This is a genomic window from Micromonospora echinospora (assembly GCF_014203425.1).
In the GTDB taxonomy this organism is placed as follows: Bacteria; Actinomycetota; Actinomycetes; order Mycobacteriales; family Micromonosporaceae; genus Micromonospora; species Micromonospora echinospora_A.
In genome coordinates this window covers 1,581,246-1,597,500 of record NZ_JACHJC010000001.1, presented here as the reverse complement: position 1 = coordinate 1,597,500, position 16,255 = coordinate 1,581,246, and the positions used below count along the sequence as shown (strand labels likewise).

The window sequence follows — 16,255 nt, the reverse complement described above, 5'->3', positions numbered from 1 at the left end:
CCGCCACCCGGCCGACCCCCGCCGGCCGGACAGCGACCCTGGCCCGGGCGGCCCCCACCGCCCGTCGGCCCGTACGTGTGTCAGGCGGCGACCCGCCGCTTGAGCTTGCGCCGCTCCCGCTCGGAGAGGCCACCCCAGATTCCGAACCGCTCGTCGTGGCCGAGCGCGTACTCCAGGCATTCCGTCTTCACTTCGCACCGCGAGCAGATGCGCTTCGCCTCGCGGGTCGAGCCGCCCTTCTCGGGAAAGAACGCCTCCGGGTCGGTCTGCGAGCAGAGCGCCCGCTCCTGCCACTCCGGCGCGTTCCCGAGCAGGTCGGCCACCTCGAGCTGGCCGTCCATCGATTGCCTCCTTGTCGCGCACCGGCGTCATTCGCCGCTGCAACCCCCCACGCGAAAGGCGTGCCTGTCCGTACGGTCACCATTTGTTGCGCTCCGTGCGAACAACCCCATTCAAATTACACGCGTGTAATGCGTGCGCCGTCAAGCCAAACTTGATAATGGAGTCGCCCTCCCGACACGTCCGAGACGACCGCCGCGGTCGCCCGTAGCCTCGCAACCTGCCCTATCGATTCAGACCCCGGACGAGTAACGCCCTCCGCGGCGAGTTGCCGGAAGTTTCTGCCGTGGCGCACCAGTCGGCGGGCCGGCCGGACGCCCCCGCCGGCCGCTCGTACCAAGATCAGAATTGGTGGGGCAAAGGGTAACGCGCCCGCCGTCCCACCGCCCGTCGAGCCGTCAAACGCCGACTGCGCCCCGTCCACATGGTGGACGGGGCGCAGGCTTCGGCGCGGTCGCCGGTTCAGTCCACGCGGGCTGGCGAGCTGGCTGGCCAGACGAATTCGGCGATGCACCCGCCTCTGACCGAGATCGCGCCGGCCGATGTGTTCTCGTCCCACCAGACGGTATAGACACCCGCCTCCAGGTCCGGGTAGACGGCACTGTGGAAGACGCCGTCCAGGACGTGCCGCTCACGTACCGCGGAGTGGGTCCGCGGTCCGTCGAGGTCCGCCCGGCTGATCTCGATCTCCCGGCCGTGCAGGTCCCGGCCGGTGTGGATGATCAGCGCGCCTTGGTTGCCGCCGAGGTCGAGCACGACGCTGCCGACCTCCGACGGGCCGAGATCGTGATGGTGTGACATCCGCGCCTCCCGTCAGGACTTCTTCGCCTGCGGGTTGCCGAACCCGTCGTACGGCGTACCGAGGAACGGGAAGTCGGCCAGGAACGGCGCGGTGACGTCGGCCGCGCTCAGACCCGGAGTGACCGCCGCCGCGGCGGCGTCGGGCCGGAACGTCTTGTCCACCAGCGGCACGGTCAGCCCGGCGATGGCGCGCAGCGCGATGGTCACCACGTCGTCGGCGACCCGGCGGCCGTTCGGGAAACCGGCCAGGTCGCCGCCGAGCACGCCGAACCGGTCCGGCGTCCGACTGGGCCGGATCGCCGTGTTCAGCCGCAGCATGTCCGCCTGGACGTCACCGGTGGTGTTGGCGAAGCCGTCGATCAGTCCGGCCGGGATGCCGGTGAGCAGGATCGCCACCAGGTCGGCGCGCGGCTTCTTGGACTTGTTCAGCGCGTCCAGACTGGGGAACACGCCCGGGTAGAGCGCCGGCAGCAGCGCGGCCAGCTCCGGCCGCTCGACGAACCCGGCGAACCGCTTGTCCTCCGACGGCGGCAGCGTGTTCCACACGTCCTTCCTGGACATCGGCACGATGACCTCGTTGAACAACGGGTTACCGAGCCGCGACACCTGGGTGAAAGGGCCGGCGGCGGTGTCAGCGGCGACCCGGTCGCCGAGCACCCGGACCTGCTGACGGGACGCGGTGGTCCACACCCCGATGGTCGAGGCGCGGTCGGCGACGCCGTAGCGGGCGGCCTTGCGGCGTACCTGGCTCAGCGGCACCTGCACGGCGAGGCTGTGCACGTTCAGCCGGTCCAGCGAGTTCACCGGCTCGCCCTCGGCCTGGAACAGCTTCTTGCCGGCGACGTGCAGCTGCTGGAACGGCCGCAGCGTGCCCAGGTCGAACACCGCGCCCAGGTCGACGAAGAAGCCGTCGGCCCGCTGGCCGGCGAAGACCTTCTCACCGGTGGACAGCTTGAACGTCGCCTGGCGTACGAGGTTCTGGTACTTCGGTGTGGACAGCGGCCCGACGTTGCAGGGCGGGCAGGGCAGTTTGTGCGCCAGTACGCGCGCCCGGCCGTCGACGATCCGGGTCAGCCGGTAGAACTGCCGCCGGTTCCAGTTCTTGCTCTCCAGCGACTCGATCGGCCCGGTGTTGTAGAGAAAGCTGTTCTGGTTCGTGATCTCGGTGGTGAATTCGAAACGATAGGTGACGTCCGGATTACCGTCGCCGTCGTTGTCGATGTGAATCTCGTACCGGACGTCGTCGCCGAACTCGAAGAAGTTCGGGCCGCCGGACGGAAGTTGCAGCGGCACGTAGTTGGCGATCAACGTGACCGTGTCCGGCTGGATCGGCGTGACGAACGCGTACAGGTCGGAACTGTCGGCGACCGGATCCTTGGCGATCTCCGGGGCCTCGCGGTGAGAGGACATGGCGGACGCACCTTCGTCGGGGGAACGGAAGACGGAACCGGCGCCGGGAGCCCACGCCGGTGGAGGGTGGGATCAGCGCCGGCCGGCGGCGCGCACCAGGCGGTCGGCCAGACCGCGGTCGCGGACCTCGACCCTTGTCGTGCCGACGAAGACGTCCATCACGCCGGTGGCGGCGTCGCGGAGGTGGACCACGATCGGCTCGTCGCGCCGGCTCGCCGTGGGGGCGTTCTGCGCGGCGGACAGGCCCGGCACGGTGAGGGCGGCGGCGCCCAGTGTCGCGCTCGCCGCGGCGGTGAGCGTCTGCCTGCGGGTCAACCGCGGCCAGGTCCGCCGTTTCGGCGCGTCGGTGGTCTCGTCAGTGCTCATCGGCAACCTTTCCGGACCGGCGCCGCAGCGCCGCAACGGGCCCGGGACGCCCGGACACCCGCCGGGCCCCCGGTTCGGGGGTCACCGGCGGCGGTCCTCGCCGAAACCGCCGCCGGCATCCACAGGTACGGCGGGCGACGGGGAAAGGTTCGACCTCAGGCGCCGGCGTGACCGTACGCGGTCGTCCGCTTGCGGAACGGGCGGCCGGCGGCAGCGGCGATCGCCCGCAACTGCTCCTCGGTACGGGCCGAGCCGTTGCCCGAACCGGCCATCCGGGAAATGGTCTCCTCCATCAGCGTGCCGCCGAGGTCGTTGCAGCCGCCGCGCAGCATCGACACCGTGCCTTCGTCGCCGAGCTTCACCCAGGAGCACTGGATGTTGTCGATCCGGCCGTGCAGCAGCAGCCGGGCCATCGCGTGCACCGCCCGGTTCTCCCGCCAGGTCGGCCCCGGGCGGGCGATGCCGGCCAGGTAGATCGGCGCGTTCGTGTGCACGAAGGGCAGCGCCACGAACTCGGTGAACCCGCCGGTGCGGTCCTGCACCCCGGCCAGCACCCGGAAGTGGGCGAGCCACTGGCCCGGGTGGTCGACGTGGCCGTACATCATCGTGGAGCTGGACCGGATGCCCAGCTCGTGCGCCGTGCTCACCACCTCGACCCAGGCGGCGGCCGGCAGCTTGCCCTTGGTGAGCACCCAGCGCACGTCGTCGTCGAGGATCTCGGCGGCGGTGCCCGGGATGGTGTCCAGCCCGGCCTCGCGGAGCTGGAGCAGCCACTCCCGCACCGGCACGCCGGCCTTCGCGGCGGCGGTGACGATCTCCATCGGGGAGAAGGCGTGCACGTGCATGCCCGGCACCCGCGCCTTGATCGCCCGGACGATGTCGGCGTAGCCGGTGACCGGCATCTTCGGGTCGATGCCGCCCTGGAGGCAGACCTCGGTGGCGCCGGCCGCCCACGCCTCCTCGGCCCGGTCGGCCACCTGCGAGAGCGAGAGCCGGAACGCGTCAGCGTCGCTCTCCCGCTGGGCGAACGCGCAGAACCGGCACCCCACGTAGCAGACGTTCGTGAAGTTGATGTTCCGGTTCACCACGTAGGTCACGTCGTCGCCGACCGCGTCCCGGCGCGCGTCGTCCGCCAGCCGGCACAGCTCGTCGAGCGCCGGGCCGTCCGCGCCGAACAGCGCCAGCGCCTTCGCCTCGTGCGCCGGCGTCAGCAACGCGGCCGGGTCGTCCGCGGCCAGCCGCAGGCCCGCGCGCAGGTGGGCGTCCGCGCCGGCACCCCGGGGTACGCCCGAGCGCGCCTCCGGCGCCACCTTGCCGGCCACCGCGGCCCAGTCGCCGTAGACGCTGTCGAAGTCGCCCCGCCGGTCCTCGGTGCGGCCGGTGACGTCGATGGTGGCGTGCAGGTCGGTGCGACCGCCGTAGGTCTCCTCCGGCTCCTGCCAGGGCCGCCCCACCGGGCGGGCCTCCTCGACGGCGAGGCCGGTGGCCGGGTCGGCGAGCGCCGTGACGTGCGGCAGCAGACGCGGGTCCAGCCACGGGCCGCCCGCGCGGACGTACTCCGGGTAGACGGTCAGCCGCTCGCGCAGCGTGAACCCGGCGCTCGCGGTACGCGCCGCCAGCTCCTCCAGGTGCGGCCAGGGCCGCTCCGGGTTGACGTGGTCGGGCGTGACGGGCGAGACGCCGCCCCAGTCGTCGATGCCGGCGCGCAGCAGCAGGTCGTACTCGCCCGCGATGAGGTTCGGCGGGGCCTGGATGCGAGCCTTCGGGCCGAGCAGCACCCGGGCCACCGCCACCGTGGCGGCCAGGTCGTGCAGCTCCGCGTCCGGCATGCCGCGCATCGCGGTGTCCGGCTTGGCGCGGAAGTTCTGCACGATCACCTCCTGGAGGTGGCCGTACTCCCGCATCGCCCGGCGGATCGCGAAGATCGCGTCGACCCGCTCGGCCCGGTTCTCACCGATGCCGATCAGGATGCCGGTGGTGAACGGCACCCCGACCCGGCCGGCGTCGTCGAGCACCCGCAGGCGGACCGCCGGCTCCTTGTCCGGTGAGCCGAAGTGCGGGCCGCCCGGCTCGGACCAGAGCCGGGTGGCGGTGGTCTCCAGCATCATGCCCATGCTCGGCGCGACCGGCTTGAGCCGCTGCAACTCCGACCAGGTGAGCACGCCCGGGTTGAGGTGGGGCAGCAGGCCGGTCTCCTCCAGCACCGCCACCGCGCAGGCGCGCAGGTAGTCCAGCGTCGAGTCGTACCCCCGCTCGTCCAGCCACCGGCGGGCCGCCGGCCACCGCTCCTCCGGCCGGTCGCCGAGCGTGAACAGCGCCTCCTTGCAGCCCTGCGCGGCGCCCTCGCGGGCGATCGCCAGCACCTCGTCGCGTTCCAGGTAGGCGGCGGGCAGCCGGTGCGGCACGGTGGCGAACGTGCAGTAGTGGCAGCGGTCCCGGCAGAGCCGGGTCAGCGGGATGAAGACCTTCTTCGAGTACGTGACCACGCCCGGCCGCCCGGCGTCGCGCAGCCCGGCGTCGCGGATCTCACCGGCGACCCGGAGCAGCTCGTCGAGCATCTGCCCGCGCGCGGCGAGCAGCGCGCCGGCCTCGTCGGCGTCAAGCGCCCGGCCGGTGGCGGCCCGTCCCAGCGCCCGCCGGACGCTCGCCTCGGTCGGTTCGGGGTCGCTGCGATCAACCATCCACCCAGCCTATGTGCTGCCGGGCGGCCGGCCGCCCGCGCCCGCTCGCGGTCCGGGCAACGGGACGGCCCGCGTGGCCCGCCTCACAGCGGGACCGGCGCGGGCCGTCGACCGTCTGCCGTCGGGCGGGCGACGTCGCTCCGTCGCCCGCCGCGCGGCTCAGCGGGGCTGGTTCGGGTCCTCGCGGTCGAACCGCTGGGTGCGCTCGTCGTCGGCGGCGGGCGACGGCGCGCCCGGCTCGGCGGACTGGCGCGGGATCGCCTGCGTCGGGTCGGCCGACGGCGGCTGGCCGAACGGCGGCGCGGGCTGCGGCGAGCCGTACTGCGGCGTCTGCTGCGGACCGGCGAACGGCGAGCCGGGCTGCGGGGCCGACTGCGGGTCGGCGAACGGCGGGCCGGACTGCGGGGCGTGCGGCGGCGCGGTGTTGAACGGCGGCGCCGACTGCGGCTGGCCGTACTGGCCGGGCTGCGGCCACCCGGGCGGGGGCGAGCCGGCCTGCGGGTAGCCCTGGCCCGGCTGCTGCGGCACGCCGCCCTGCGGGTAGCCGCCCGGACCGGGGTAGCCGCCGGGCTGACCCGGCTGCTGCGGCCAGCCGGGCTGGGCCTGGCCGTACACGCCGGGCTGCGCCTTGGGCTTCGGCACGTAGTAGAGCGTGCGCCAGATCTTGAACACCACGAACGCGGCGACCGCGAAGATCGCCAGCCAGGCCGCGCGGGTCAGCAGACCGAGGAACCCGTCCAGCACCTGACCGTCGGCGAGTCGGCCGACCAGCCAGATCAGGAACGTCAGCGCGCCGAACACGACGGACACGGCGTACTCGATCAGCGCCACCTGCGTGATCAGCTTGGCCTTCGGAACGACCGGGAGGATCACGGTGGCGATCAGGACGGCGAGCAGCGGCAGGACCGTCGCCTCCAGGCCGATGAAGCTGAAATACGTGCTTCCCGCCCGGCCGCTGAACGTGCTGTAGTCGTCGACCGGCACCAGTAGGCGGAGCAGGCCGACGAAGAGCAGCACGGCGTTGGCGCCGAGAAGGACGAGCGCGGCCAGTTCGCGCAACGGCTTGATCAACTGGCTGGCCTGCGCGGCGTCGCCGGACGCGGGCTCGGCGGGGCTGGTCACGGACTCCCCCAGGGGACGAAAGCGGACAGTTGCCGAAGTGAGCGTAGTCTCTCCGGCCACCGAACGATCGACGGCGGCACGTGCGGAAGGATGGACGCATGCGCATCGTGGTTCTGACCGGCGGCATCGGGGGTGCCCGTTTCCTGCTCGGCGTGCGGGCGTACGCCCGCGAGGTGGGCGCCGAGGTGACCGCCGTGGTGAACGTCGGCGACGATCTGCTGCTGCACGGGTTGAAGGTCTGCCCCGACCTGGACAGCGTGCTCTACACGCTCGGCGGCGGCGCCGACCCGGAGCGCGGCTGGGGCCGGGTGGGCGAAACCTGGACGGTGAAGAACGAGCTGGCCGCGTACGGCGCGGAGCCGAGCTGGTTCGGCCTGGGCGACAAGGACCTCGCCACCCACCTGGTCCGCACCACGATGCTCAACGCCGGCTATCCGCTGTCCCAGGTCACCGAGGCGCTGGCGGCGCGCTGGCAGCCGGGCGTACGGCTGCTGCCGGCCACCGACGACCGCCTGGAGACGCATGCCGTGATCACCGACGAGCAGGGCCGGCGCGCGATCCACTTCCAGGAGTGGTGGGTGCGGTACCGCGCCGACGTACCCACTGACCGGTTCGTCTTCGTCGGCGCCGACGCGGCGAAGCCCGCGCCCGGCGTGGTGGAGGCCATCGCGGCGGCGGACGTGGTGCTGATCGCGCCCAGCAACCCGGTCGTCAGCATCGCCCCGGTGCTGGCCGTGCCCGGCCTGCGCGACGCGGTGACCGGCGGGCCGGCCCCGGTGATCGGAGTGTCGCCGATCATCGGTGGCGCGCCGGTACGCGGCATGGCCGACCGCTGCCTCGCCGTGCTCGGCGTGGAGTGCAGCGCGGCCGGGGTGGGCGGCCTCTACGGCGCGCGGTCGGCCGGTGGGCTGCTCGACGGCTGGCTGGTCGCGCCGGAGGACGAGGACACAGTGGTGCCGGACGTGGTGGTCCGCGCGGCGCCGCTGCGGATGACCGACGAGGCGGCGACCGCCGCGATGGTGCGCGCCGCGCTGGAGCTGATGTGAGGCTGGAGATCCTGCCGGTGCAGGGCATCGGCGACGTGACCGAGGGCGACGACCTGGCGGCGCTGATCGCCGGCGCGGCGCCCTGGCTGCGCGACGGCGACGTGCTGGTGGTCACCAGCAAGATCGTGTCGAAGGCGGAGGGCCGGCTTGTCGACGTGCCCGCCGACGGCCCGGAGCGGCTCGACGCGCGGGACCGGATCCTGGCCGACGAGACCGCCCGGGTGGTGGCGACGCGGGGCACCACCCGGATCGTGCAGACCCACCACGGGTTCGTGATGGCCTCCGCCGGCATCGACGCGTCGAACGTGGACAAGACCCGGCTGGTGCTGCTGCCGGTCGACCCGGACGCCTCCGCGCGGGAGCTGCGCGCCGCGTTGCGCGACAGGTACGGCCTCGACGTCGCCGTGATCGTCAGCGACACCATGGGCCGTCCGTGGCGCAACGGGCTCACCGACGTGGCGCTCGGGGTGGCCGGCATGCCGGCGATCCGCGACCACCGGGGCGAGGTGGACCCGTACGGCAACGAGCTGTTCGTCACCCAGATGGCGGTGGTCGACGAGCTGGCCGGGGCCGGCGAGCTGATCAAGGGCAAATGCGACCAGGTGCCGGTCGCGGTGGTCCGGGGTTATCTCGGCACGCCCCGGGACGACGACGAGGGCGCCCGGGCGCTCGTCCGCGACGCCTCGATGGACCTGTTCTCGCTGGGTACCGCCGAGGCGCGCGTCGCCGGTCTGCGGGAGGCGGCGACGCTGCCCGACCGGACCGGCCCCGACCCCGCCGACCCGGCCGCGGTGCGGCGGGCGATCACCGCGGTCGCCGACGTGGTCGCCCCCGGCACCGTCTTCACCCACGTCACCGACGACGAGGTACGCGCCGGACTCGCGGCCGGCGTGCCCGGCTGGCCCGCCTCGGCCACCGGCCTGCTGCTCGGCGCGGCGCCGACCCCGCTCGACCCGGCGGACCTGGTCCGGTTCGGCGCGGACGTGCAACGCCTGCGTGCCGCGCTGGCCGCCGAGGGCATCGGGTCCGTCCTGCTCCCGCCCCCGGGCGGCAGCGCCGCCAGCGCCGCGCTGGCGATCTGACGCGCTGCCCCACCAGGGGCGCGGTGCGGCGCTGCGGGCGTGGCGGGTCGCGGTCCGGCGTGCCCGGCCCGGTGGGTGCGCTCAGGCGTCGAGGACGGCTCGGCCCAGCGGCGTCAGCGTGTGCAGGACGGTGTTGCGCTCGCGCTGGCTGACCAGCAGCCCGGCGTTGCGCAGCACTGTGGTGTGCTGGCTGGCCGCGGCGGCGGAGATGTGCAGCCGGCGGGCCATCTCACCGGTGGTGCAGCCCTCGTCGGCGGCCTGGAGCACCCGTGACCGGGTGCGGCCGAGCAGGGCCGCGAGTGCCTCGCCCTGCGGTGACACGCCGACGCCGGACGCCGGTGTCAGCCCGGCGAGGCGGTCCACCGGGTAGACGAGCACCGGGGGCAGGGTCGGGTCGACGAGCGCCACCGGGGTACGCGAGCAGAAGAACGACGGGACGAGCAGCAGCCCGCGCCCGTCCAGGTGCAGTTCCCGGGTGTCCGGATAGTCGAGCACCTCCAGCACGCCGGAGTTCCACCGCATGTTCGGCCGCAGGCTGGCCAGCAGCCCTTCGGCGCCGCCGTCGAGCATGGCGCGGGCGCGCCGGGCCCGGTCCGCCTCGACAGCTGCCTGCACCCGGGCCCAGTACGGCGTGACGGCCAGCGACTGGTATCGCGCCATGGCGTCGGTGAGGTGGTGCAGCGTCTCCGGCTCGCCCCGGGCCAGCGCGGTCGCCGAGGACGGCAGCGTGGTCTCCTCGGCGAGCCGGGTCAGGTCGCGGCGCAGCATGTCGACAGGGGTGCCCCGGACGGCATCCAGCCCGACCTCGAAGCCCTCCCGGCTGGCGAACGGGGTGAGGAAGTCGGGGAAGTAGCCGCGCGGCGGGTTGAGCGCGAGGAGCAGGCGGTACTGCTCGGCGCCGCTGTCGGTGCGCAGCCCGTGGGCCACTGTGCGTCGCCACGTGGTCATCATCGGGTCGCGGCCGCGCCCCTGGAGCAGGTGCAGGCTGAGGACCAACTCCCAGAGCGGGTCCGCGGCCGGGGCGACCCGGGTCCGCAGGACGTCCTCGCCCGAGAAAATGATCTTCAACATGGAGTGCTCCCGTGCGGACGGCGGGGGTGCCCGCCACGCCTCGCACTTTACCTGCCGGCACTAATCTCCATCTTTAAGCCTGAGGTGAAAGACCTCGACGGTGAGGTGGCCGGTTCGGCAGACTCTTCCTTGCCCGCCGACGCCGGGGCGCAGCGCCGACCCGGTCGCCGGCTGACGGGCGTGACCGGGCGGCACCACGAGGGTCTGCGACATCGTCGCAGGGGTGCCGCCCGGTCTTCGCTCGTCCGCCGGTGGGTCGCCGCGCCGGCGTACGGCGGTGGCGCTCGTAGAGTGTCCGGGTGCCCGACACCGACCTCACCACGTACGCCGACCTGCACGCCGACGCCGTCGCGGCGCTGAGCCGCTGGACGGCGACCAGCCCGGCCGCCGCCGCCAACCGGGACCGGACGCTGGCGCTGCTGGCCGACGGGCCGGTGGCGATGAGCCGGACGCACCGGGCGGGGCATGTCACAGCCAGCGCGCTGGTGCTCGACCCGGACGGCCGGGTGCTGCTCTGCCTGCACGGCAAGATCCGCAGGTGGGTGCAGCTCGGCGGGCACTGCGAGCCGGGCGACCGGACACTGGTGGCAGCCGCGCTGCGCGAGGCCACCGAGGAGTCCGGGATCGCCGGCCTGACCGTCGAGCCCGAACCGATCGACGTGGACATCCACCAGGTCGCCTGCCAGGGCGGGTCGTTCCACTACGACGTCCGGTACGCGGTGCTGGCCCCGGCCGGGGCGGTCGAGCAGGTGAGCGCGGAGTCCGAGGCGCTCGGCTGGTTCCCGCCGGACCGCCTGCCCGAGCCGCTCGCCCACGCCACGGCCCAACTGGTGCCGCCGGCGCTCGCCGTGCTGGCCCGCCACGCCGCCCACTGAGCGGAGGCGGGCCGTCCCGGCCGGATCAGACCAGGCCCTCCTCGCCGCGTTCCTTCAGCTCGTCCACGACCTTCTTCACGTCCTGCGCGCGGTCACGCGGGCAGACCAGCAGCGCGTCCGGGGTGTCCACCACGATCAGGTCGCGCACCCCGACGGTGGCGACGAGCCGGCCGGAGTGCGGCACCACGACCGTGCCGGTGGTGTCGTGCAGCAGCACGCCCGGCTTGGCGTCGCCACCCAGCACCACGTTCCCGGCGCCGTCGGCCGGCAGCACCTCACCGAGCGTGTGGAAGTCACCGACGTCGTTCCAGCCGAAGTCACCCGGCACGGTAGCCACCCGGCCGGCCGTCGCCGCGCCCTCCATGACCGCGTAGTCGACCGAGATCCGGGGCAGCGTCGGCCAGACCCGGCCCAGCACGTCGTCCTGCTCCGGGGTGCCCCAGGCCGCCGCGATGGCGGTGATCCCCGCGTGCAGCTCCGGCTGCTGGCGGGCCAGTTCGGCGAGGAAGACGTCCACCCGCCAGACGAACATGCTGGCGTTCCAGAGGTGCCGGCCGGAGTTGACGTAGACCTCGGCCACCTCCGCCGCCGGCTTCTCCTTGAACTCGCGCACCGGGCGCAGCGGGCCGTCCGCCACCGGATCGCCGGTCTCCAGGTAGCCGTAGCCGGTCTCCGGGCGGGTCGGGGTGATACCCACAGTCATCAGCAGCCCCTGCTCCGCGCCCCGGATGGCCTGCCGTACCACCTCGGCCAGCCGGGCCGGGTCGCCGATCAGGTGGTCGGCGGCGAACGAGCCCATCACCGCGTCCGGCGTACGCGCGGCGATCACCGCGGCGGCCAGCGCGATCGCCGCGCAGGAGTCCCGGGGCGACGGCTCGACCAGGATGTTCTCCTCCGGCACGCCGGCCAGTTGCCGAGCCACCGCCGCGGCGTGCGCGGCCCCGGTGACCACGAGCGTGCGCTCGGGTGTGGTCAACGGCGACAACCGGTCGACAGTGGCCTGCAGGAGCGAGGCGGGGGTACCGGTCAGCGGGTGGAGGAATTTGGGATGGCCGGCACGGGACAGCGGCCACAACCGTGTGCCACTGCCACCCGCCGGGATGACGGCGTAGAACATCAGCACATCATGCCCGAAGCGGGCGAGTCGTCACGGTCGGTCGTCCAGGGCCGCCCGCCGGCCCTCAGGACCGGGCCCGTCGCCAGGCCGCGATGTGCACGTCCGCGCTGGACTCCCAGGTGAACTCCTTGGCCCGGTCGAACCCGGCCTTGGCCAGCGAGAGCCGCCGCGGCTCGTCGTCCAGCAGGGCGGCCAGGTCGGTGGCGATCTGGTCCGGGTCCTCGCTGGTGTACGCCACCGCGTCGCCGCCCACCTCGGGCAGGGACAGGCGCGGCGTGGTGAGCACCGGGGCCGCGCACGCCATCGCCTCCAGGATCGGCAGGCCGAAGCCCTCGCCGTAGGAGGGGTAGGCGGCCACGAGCGCGCCACCGAGGAAGCCGGGCAGGTCTGCGTAACGCAGGTAGCCCGGGCGCAGCAGCCGCAGGTGCGACGGCACCTCGGCCACCGCGCGGTCGATGTCGTCGTCATGCCCCTGACCGCCCGCGACCACGAGCGCCGGCGGGTTCGGCCGGTCGGCCACCGCCCGCGCCCAGCCACGGATCAGGTTGGGTACGTTCTTGCGCGGCTCCTTGGCCCCGAGGAACGCTACGTAGCTGCTGTCGCCCAGACCCAGGCGGGCCCGCACGCGCGCCTTCTCCTCGTCGCCGGGCGCGTGAAAGGCGTCCTGGTCGACGCCGTGATAGGCGACGTCGATCCGGGTCGGGTCGGCGTCCAGCAGCCGGATCAGCTCGTCCCGGGTGGCCTTGCTCGGCACGATCACCCGGCTGGCCCGCCGCAGCGAGGTCTTGATGGCGCTGCGGAAGAACGTCCGGCGCGACTTGTCGTAGTGCTCCGGCTCGGTGAAGAACGTCGCATCGTGCACAGTGACCGTCACCGGGCATCCGGCCCGCAGCGGACAGGTGTAGAAGGGCGAGTGCAGCACCTCCGCGCCGACCTGCTGGGCCAGCAGCGGCAGTCCGGTCTGCTCCCAGGCCAGGCGCGCCGGTCGGTGCGCCACCGCCGCCGGGGCGGGGATCACCTCGGCGCCCGGCAGCATCCGGGTGTACCGCTCCAGGTCGGTACGGAGGCTCACCACCGCCAGGTCGACACCGGTGCCGCAGACCCGGCCCAGCGCGCCGAGCAGTCCGTCGACGTATCTACCGACGCCGCCACGGTCGGCGGGGACACTCGTGGCGTCGATGAGAACGCGGGGCGGGCGACCGGCGGTCACGGGGCGACTCCTCAGATGGCGCAGTTGTGGGAAAGAACACTGTCGGCAAGCGTACGCCGCGCCGGACGCACGACGCTGACCGCGACCCGACGGTACGCCGACTTGACGTTGTCATCGAGTACGCACGCGGGGCGCGTATCGTTCGCGCCGATGGCCGACAACATTGCCCGGGTGTTCGCCGACGCGATCGCGCCGGACCCCACCCGACCGCTGCTGACCTGGTACGACGACGCCACCGGGGAGCGCACCGAACTCTCCGGCGCGACGCTTGCGAACTGGGTGGCGAAGACGGCCAACCTGCTCACCGACGAGATCGGTGCCGCGCCGGGCGATCCGGCCGGCGTGTTGCTGCCGCCGCACTGGCAGACCGCCGCCGTGCTGCTCGGCTGCTGGTCGGCGAAACTGACGGTGACCGACGCGCCGGGCCCGGTGGAGGTCTTGTTCGTGGCCGCCGACCGGGCGGACGAGGCGGCCGGGTGGCCGGCCGGCGAGCGGTACGCGCTGGCGCTCGACCCGTTCGCGCTGCCGATGCGGCAGGTGCCCGCGGGCTGCGCCGACTTCGTGACGGCGGTACGCGGGCACGGCGATCACTTCACGCCGCACCCCGGGGGTGGCGAGGCGGACGCGGCGCTGCTGGCTCGCGCGCAGGCCCGCGCCGCGGAGCTGGGCCTCACCCCCGGCGACCGCCTCCTGGTCGACGTGACCCGCTACCCCGACCCCGTCGACTGGCTACTGGCTCCCCTGTCCGCCGGCGTCAGCGTGGTGGCCTGCGCCCACCCCGATCCGGCCCGCCTGGCCGCCCGAGCCGAGACCGAAAAAACAACCCAAACCCTGACCTGACCCGCCCCACCCGCCCTCCCCCGCGATCTTGCAGTTTCGGCCCTCGGGAGGGGTGATTCGCCCCCTTCGCCGGGGCGGAAAGTGCAAGATCAGCGGGCGTGGGGGTGGGGGTGGGGTTACGCGGGGGTGGGGTGGTTGGTGGTGGCTCGGCGCTGGGCCAGGGCGGCGAAGGCCGTCAGGGACTCGGGGTTGGCCAGGGCGCCCTTGGCCGCCGCGCTGTCCACAGGGGTGCCCGTCAGGATCTTCTTGACCGGCACCTCCAGCTTCTTCGCGCTCAGCGTGCGGGGCACGGCCCGGACCTGGTGGATCTCGTCCGGCACGTGCCGCGGCGACAGCGCGGTACGCAGCTCCCGGCAGATCTTGCGCCGCATCTCGTCGTCGAGCTCCAGGCCCTCGGCGAGCACCACGAACAGCAGCAACTCGCCCGCGCCGCCCTCGTCGTCCTCCAGGTGCACGACCACCGAGTCGACCACCTCGTCCAAGCCCTCGACCACCGAGTAGAACTCGGCGGTACCCAGCCGCACGCCGCCCCGGTTCAGCGTGGCGTCGGACCGGCCGGTGATGACGCATCCGCCGCGCTCGTTCACGGTGATCCAGTCGCCGTGCCGCCACACCCCGGGATAGACCTCGAAGTACGCCTCCCGGTAGCGGGCGCCGTCCGGGTCGTTCCAGAACCCCACCGGCATACTCGGCATCGGCTCGGTGATCACCAGCTCGCCGAGCTGCCCGATCACCGCGCTGCCGTCGGCGGAACGGGCCTCCACCTTCGCGCCCAGCGCCCGGCAGGCGATCTCCCCGGCGTACACCGGCAGCAGCGGCACGCCGCCGACGAACCCGGTGCACACGTCCGTGCCGCCGGACAGTGACTGGAGCTGGAGGCGGTCGCTGACGTTCTCGTACACCCAGGTGAAGCCCTCGGCCGGCAGCGGCGCGCCGGTCGAGCCGAGGCCGCGCACCGCGGACAGGTCGGCGATCTCCCGCGGCACCAGCCCGGCCTTGCGGCAGGCCAGCAGGAACGGCGCGGACGTGCCGAAGTACGTGGTGCCGGTGTCGGCGGCCAGCCGCCACAGCGCGCCCAGGTCGGGGTGGCCCGGGTTGCCGTCGAACAGCACGATCGCCGCGCCCACCGCCGGGCCGGAGACCAGGAAGTTCCACATCATCCAGCCGGTCGTGGTGAACCACAGGAACCGGTCGGACGGACCCAGGTCGTGGTGCAGCGCCAGCATCTTGAGGTGTTCCAGCAGGATGCCGCCGTGGCCGTGCACGATCGGCTTGGGCAGGCCGGTCGTGCCGGAGGAGTAGAGCACGTAGAGCGGGTGGTCGAAGGCCACCGGAGTGAACGTCAACGGCTCGTCGGTCGGTGCCGCCAGCTCCGCCCACGGCAACGCGCCGTCGAGGGCCGGGCCGTCCGGATCGAGGTACGCGATGGCGACCGTGTGCCGCAGCGACGGCAACGCCGCCCGGATCGCGGCCACCTCGGCGCGCCTGTCCACAGGCTTGTCGCCGTACCGGTAGCCGTCCACGGCGACCAGCACCGTGGGTTCGATCTGCTGCCAGCGGTCGGTGACGCTGCGGGTGCCGAACTCCGGCGCGCAGGAGGAGAAGATCGCGCCGAGGCTGGCGGTGGCGAGCAGCAGGACGTACGTCTCGGGGATGTTCGGCGCGTACGCGGCCACCCGGTCGCCCGGCCCCACGCCGAGGCGGCGCAGCCCGGCCGCCACCCGGCGGACCCGCTCGCGCAGCTCGGCAGCGGTGAGCGTCTCCGGCGCGCGGGTCTGACCGTGTGCGATCACCGCCGGGTCGTCGTCGCCCAGCCCCGGCATCCGGAGCACGTTCTCGGCGTAGTTGAGCGTCGCACCGGGGAACCAGCGGGCGCCGGGCATGGCCCGGCCGGTGAGCGTGGCGGTCGGCGGGGTGTGCGCGACCACGTCGAACCAGTCCCAGATCGAGCGCCAGAACGCGTCCAGGTCGGTCACCGACCACTGCCACAGCGCGTCGTAGTCGGCGAACTCCAGCCCGCGGTGCTCGGCCAGCCAGCGCAGGTAGTCACCGATCCGGGACTGCTCCCGCACGTCCGCCGGCGGCGTCCACAGCACGTCAGCCACTGTTCCACCCTCCCCTGGGCCCGCCACGACGGTGTGCCGGGGCCGTGGCGCCATCTTGCCCTACCTCGTGCCGCCATTGTCCGCGCCGGCTGCGGCGTACGGGGCGTGGCCCGCCCACACCCCGCACCCCCACCCCATGTGGCCCGCGTGCAAGGAAGGGCCCCCTATTAACGCCTCGTGCATAGGAAGG

Annotated in this window: 14 protein-coding genes; 4 read left to right on the top strand and 10 right to left on the bottom strand. The window is 73.5% G+C overall.

The genetic code is table 11. The features are described from left to right. Positions 1-80: 80 nt before the first annotated feature. The 6 genes from FHU28_RS07705 to FHU28_RS07680 all read right to left on the bottom strand — a co-directional run bounded on the left by FHU28_RS07705 (position 81) and on the right by FHU28_RS07680 (position 6,719). Positions 81-341, bottom strand: coding sequence for a WhiB family transcriptional regulator (locus FHU28_RS07705; RefSeq protein ID WP_013284161.1), 261 nt, complete (start codon positions 339-341; stop codon positions 81-83). A 460-nt stretch (positions 342-801) separates the two neighbouring features. Beyond that, positions 802-1,140 carry a phospholipase gene (locus FHU28_RS07700; RefSeq protein ID WP_184682251.1) on the bottom strand — a complete coding sequence of 113 codons (339 nt, stop codon included), beginning with the start codon at positions 1,138-1,140 and terminating at the stop codon, positions 802-804. 12 nt (positions 1,141-1,152) lie between these two features. Then, entirely contained in the window at positions 1,153-2,550 is a 1,398-nt protein-coding gene (locus tag FHU28_RS07695; RefSeq protein ID WP_184682249.1) for a DUF4331 domain-containing protein, read from the bottom strand. Positions 2,551-2,622: 72 nt separating this feature from the next. After that, positions 2,623-2,916: a hypothetical protein gene (locus FHU28_RS07690; protein ID WP_071096699.1), complete on the bottom strand. Its 294-nt coding sequence runs from the start codon at positions 2,914-2,916 to the stop codon at positions 2,623-2,625. A 155-nt stretch (positions 2,917-3,071) separates the two neighbouring features. Next, positions 3,072-5,597, bottom strand: a complete 2,526-nt coding sequence (locus FHU28_RS07685) for a bifunctional FO biosynthesis protein CofGH (RefSeq protein ID WP_184682247.1) — start codon at positions 5,595-5,597, stop codon at positions 3,072-3,074. Positions 5,598-5,756: 159 nt separating this feature from the next. Further along, a complete protein-coding gene (locus FHU28_RS07680; RefSeq protein ID WP_184682244.1) occupies positions 5,757-6,719 on the bottom strand; it encodes a hypothetical protein in 963 nt (320 codons plus the stop codon). A 98-nt stretch (positions 6,720-6,817) separates the two neighbouring features. On the opposite strand from FHU28_RS07680, the gene cofD reads away from it, so the two are divergent. Beyond that, complete coding sequence (cofD, locus tag FHU28_RS32450) at positions 6,818-7,765, top strand: 2-phospho-L-lactate transferase (RefSeq protein ID WP_184682242.1); 948 nt, start codon at positions 6,818-6,820, stop codon at positions 7,763-7,765. After that, the gene (locus tag FHU28_RS07670) at positions 7,762-8,847 is read left to right on the top strand and encodes a coenzyme F420-0:L-glutamate ligase (protein WP_184682240.1); all 1,086 of its coding nucleotides are present in this window, start codon (positions 7,762-7,764) and stop codon (positions 8,845-8,847) included. Before cofD ends, FHU28_RS07670 begins: the two co-directional genes overlap by 4 nt. Before the next feature lie 81 nt (positions 8,848-8,928). On the opposite strand, the gene FHU28_RS07665 is transcribed toward FHU28_RS07670, so the two are convergent. Then, a complete protein-coding gene (locus FHU28_RS07665) occupies positions 8,929-9,918 on the bottom strand; it encodes an ArsR/SmtB family transcription factor (RefSeq protein ID WP_184682238.1) in 990 nt (329 codons plus the stop codon). A 299-nt stretch (positions 9,919-10,217) separates the two neighbouring features. Between FHU28_RS07665 and FHU28_RS07660 the strand changes: the two genes are divergently transcribed. Then, positions 10,218-10,793, top strand: a complete 576-nt coding sequence (locus FHU28_RS07660) for an NUDIX hydrolase (protein ID WP_184682236.1) — start codon at positions 10,218-10,220, stop codon at positions 10,791-10,793. Positions 10,794-10,818: 25 nt separating this feature from the next. On the opposite strand, the gene FHU28_RS07655 is transcribed toward FHU28_RS07660, so the two are convergent. Together FHU28_RS07655 and FHU28_RS07650 are read right to left on the bottom strand one after the other, a co-directional pair. Continuing rightward, positions 10,819-11,910: a mannose-1-phosphate guanylyltransferase gene (locus tag FHU28_RS07655; RefSeq protein ID WP_184682234.1), complete on the bottom strand. Its 1,092-nt coding sequence runs from the start codon at positions 11,908-11,910 to the stop codon at positions 10,819-10,821. Between the two features lie 64 nt (positions 11,911-11,974). Continuing rightward, complete coding sequence (locus tag FHU28_RS07650) at positions 11,975-13,120, bottom strand: glycosyltransferase family 4 protein (RefSeq protein ID WP_073824840.1); 1,146 nt, start codon at positions 13,118-13,120, stop codon at positions 11,975-11,977. Between the two features lie 150 nt (positions 13,121-13,270). Between FHU28_RS07650 and FHU28_RS07645 the strand changes: the two genes are divergently transcribed. Further along, positions 13,271-13,960 carry a TIGR03089 family protein gene (locus tag FHU28_RS07645; RefSeq protein ID WP_184682232.1) on the top strand — a complete coding sequence of 230 codons (690 nt, stop codon included), beginning with the start codon at positions 13,271-13,273 and terminating at the stop codon, positions 13,958-13,960. 116 nt (positions 13,961-14,076) lie between these two features. Here the strand turns inward: FHU28_RS07645 and FHU28_RS07640 are convergent, their stop codons facing one another. Beyond that, positions 14,077-16,065 carry an acetoacetate--CoA ligase gene (locus FHU28_RS07640; RefSeq protein WP_184682230.1) on the bottom strand — a complete coding sequence of 663 codons (1,989 nt, stop codon included), beginning with the start codon at positions 16,063-16,065 and terminating at the stop codon, positions 14,077-14,079. Positions 16,066-16,255 lie beyond the last annotated feature (190 nt).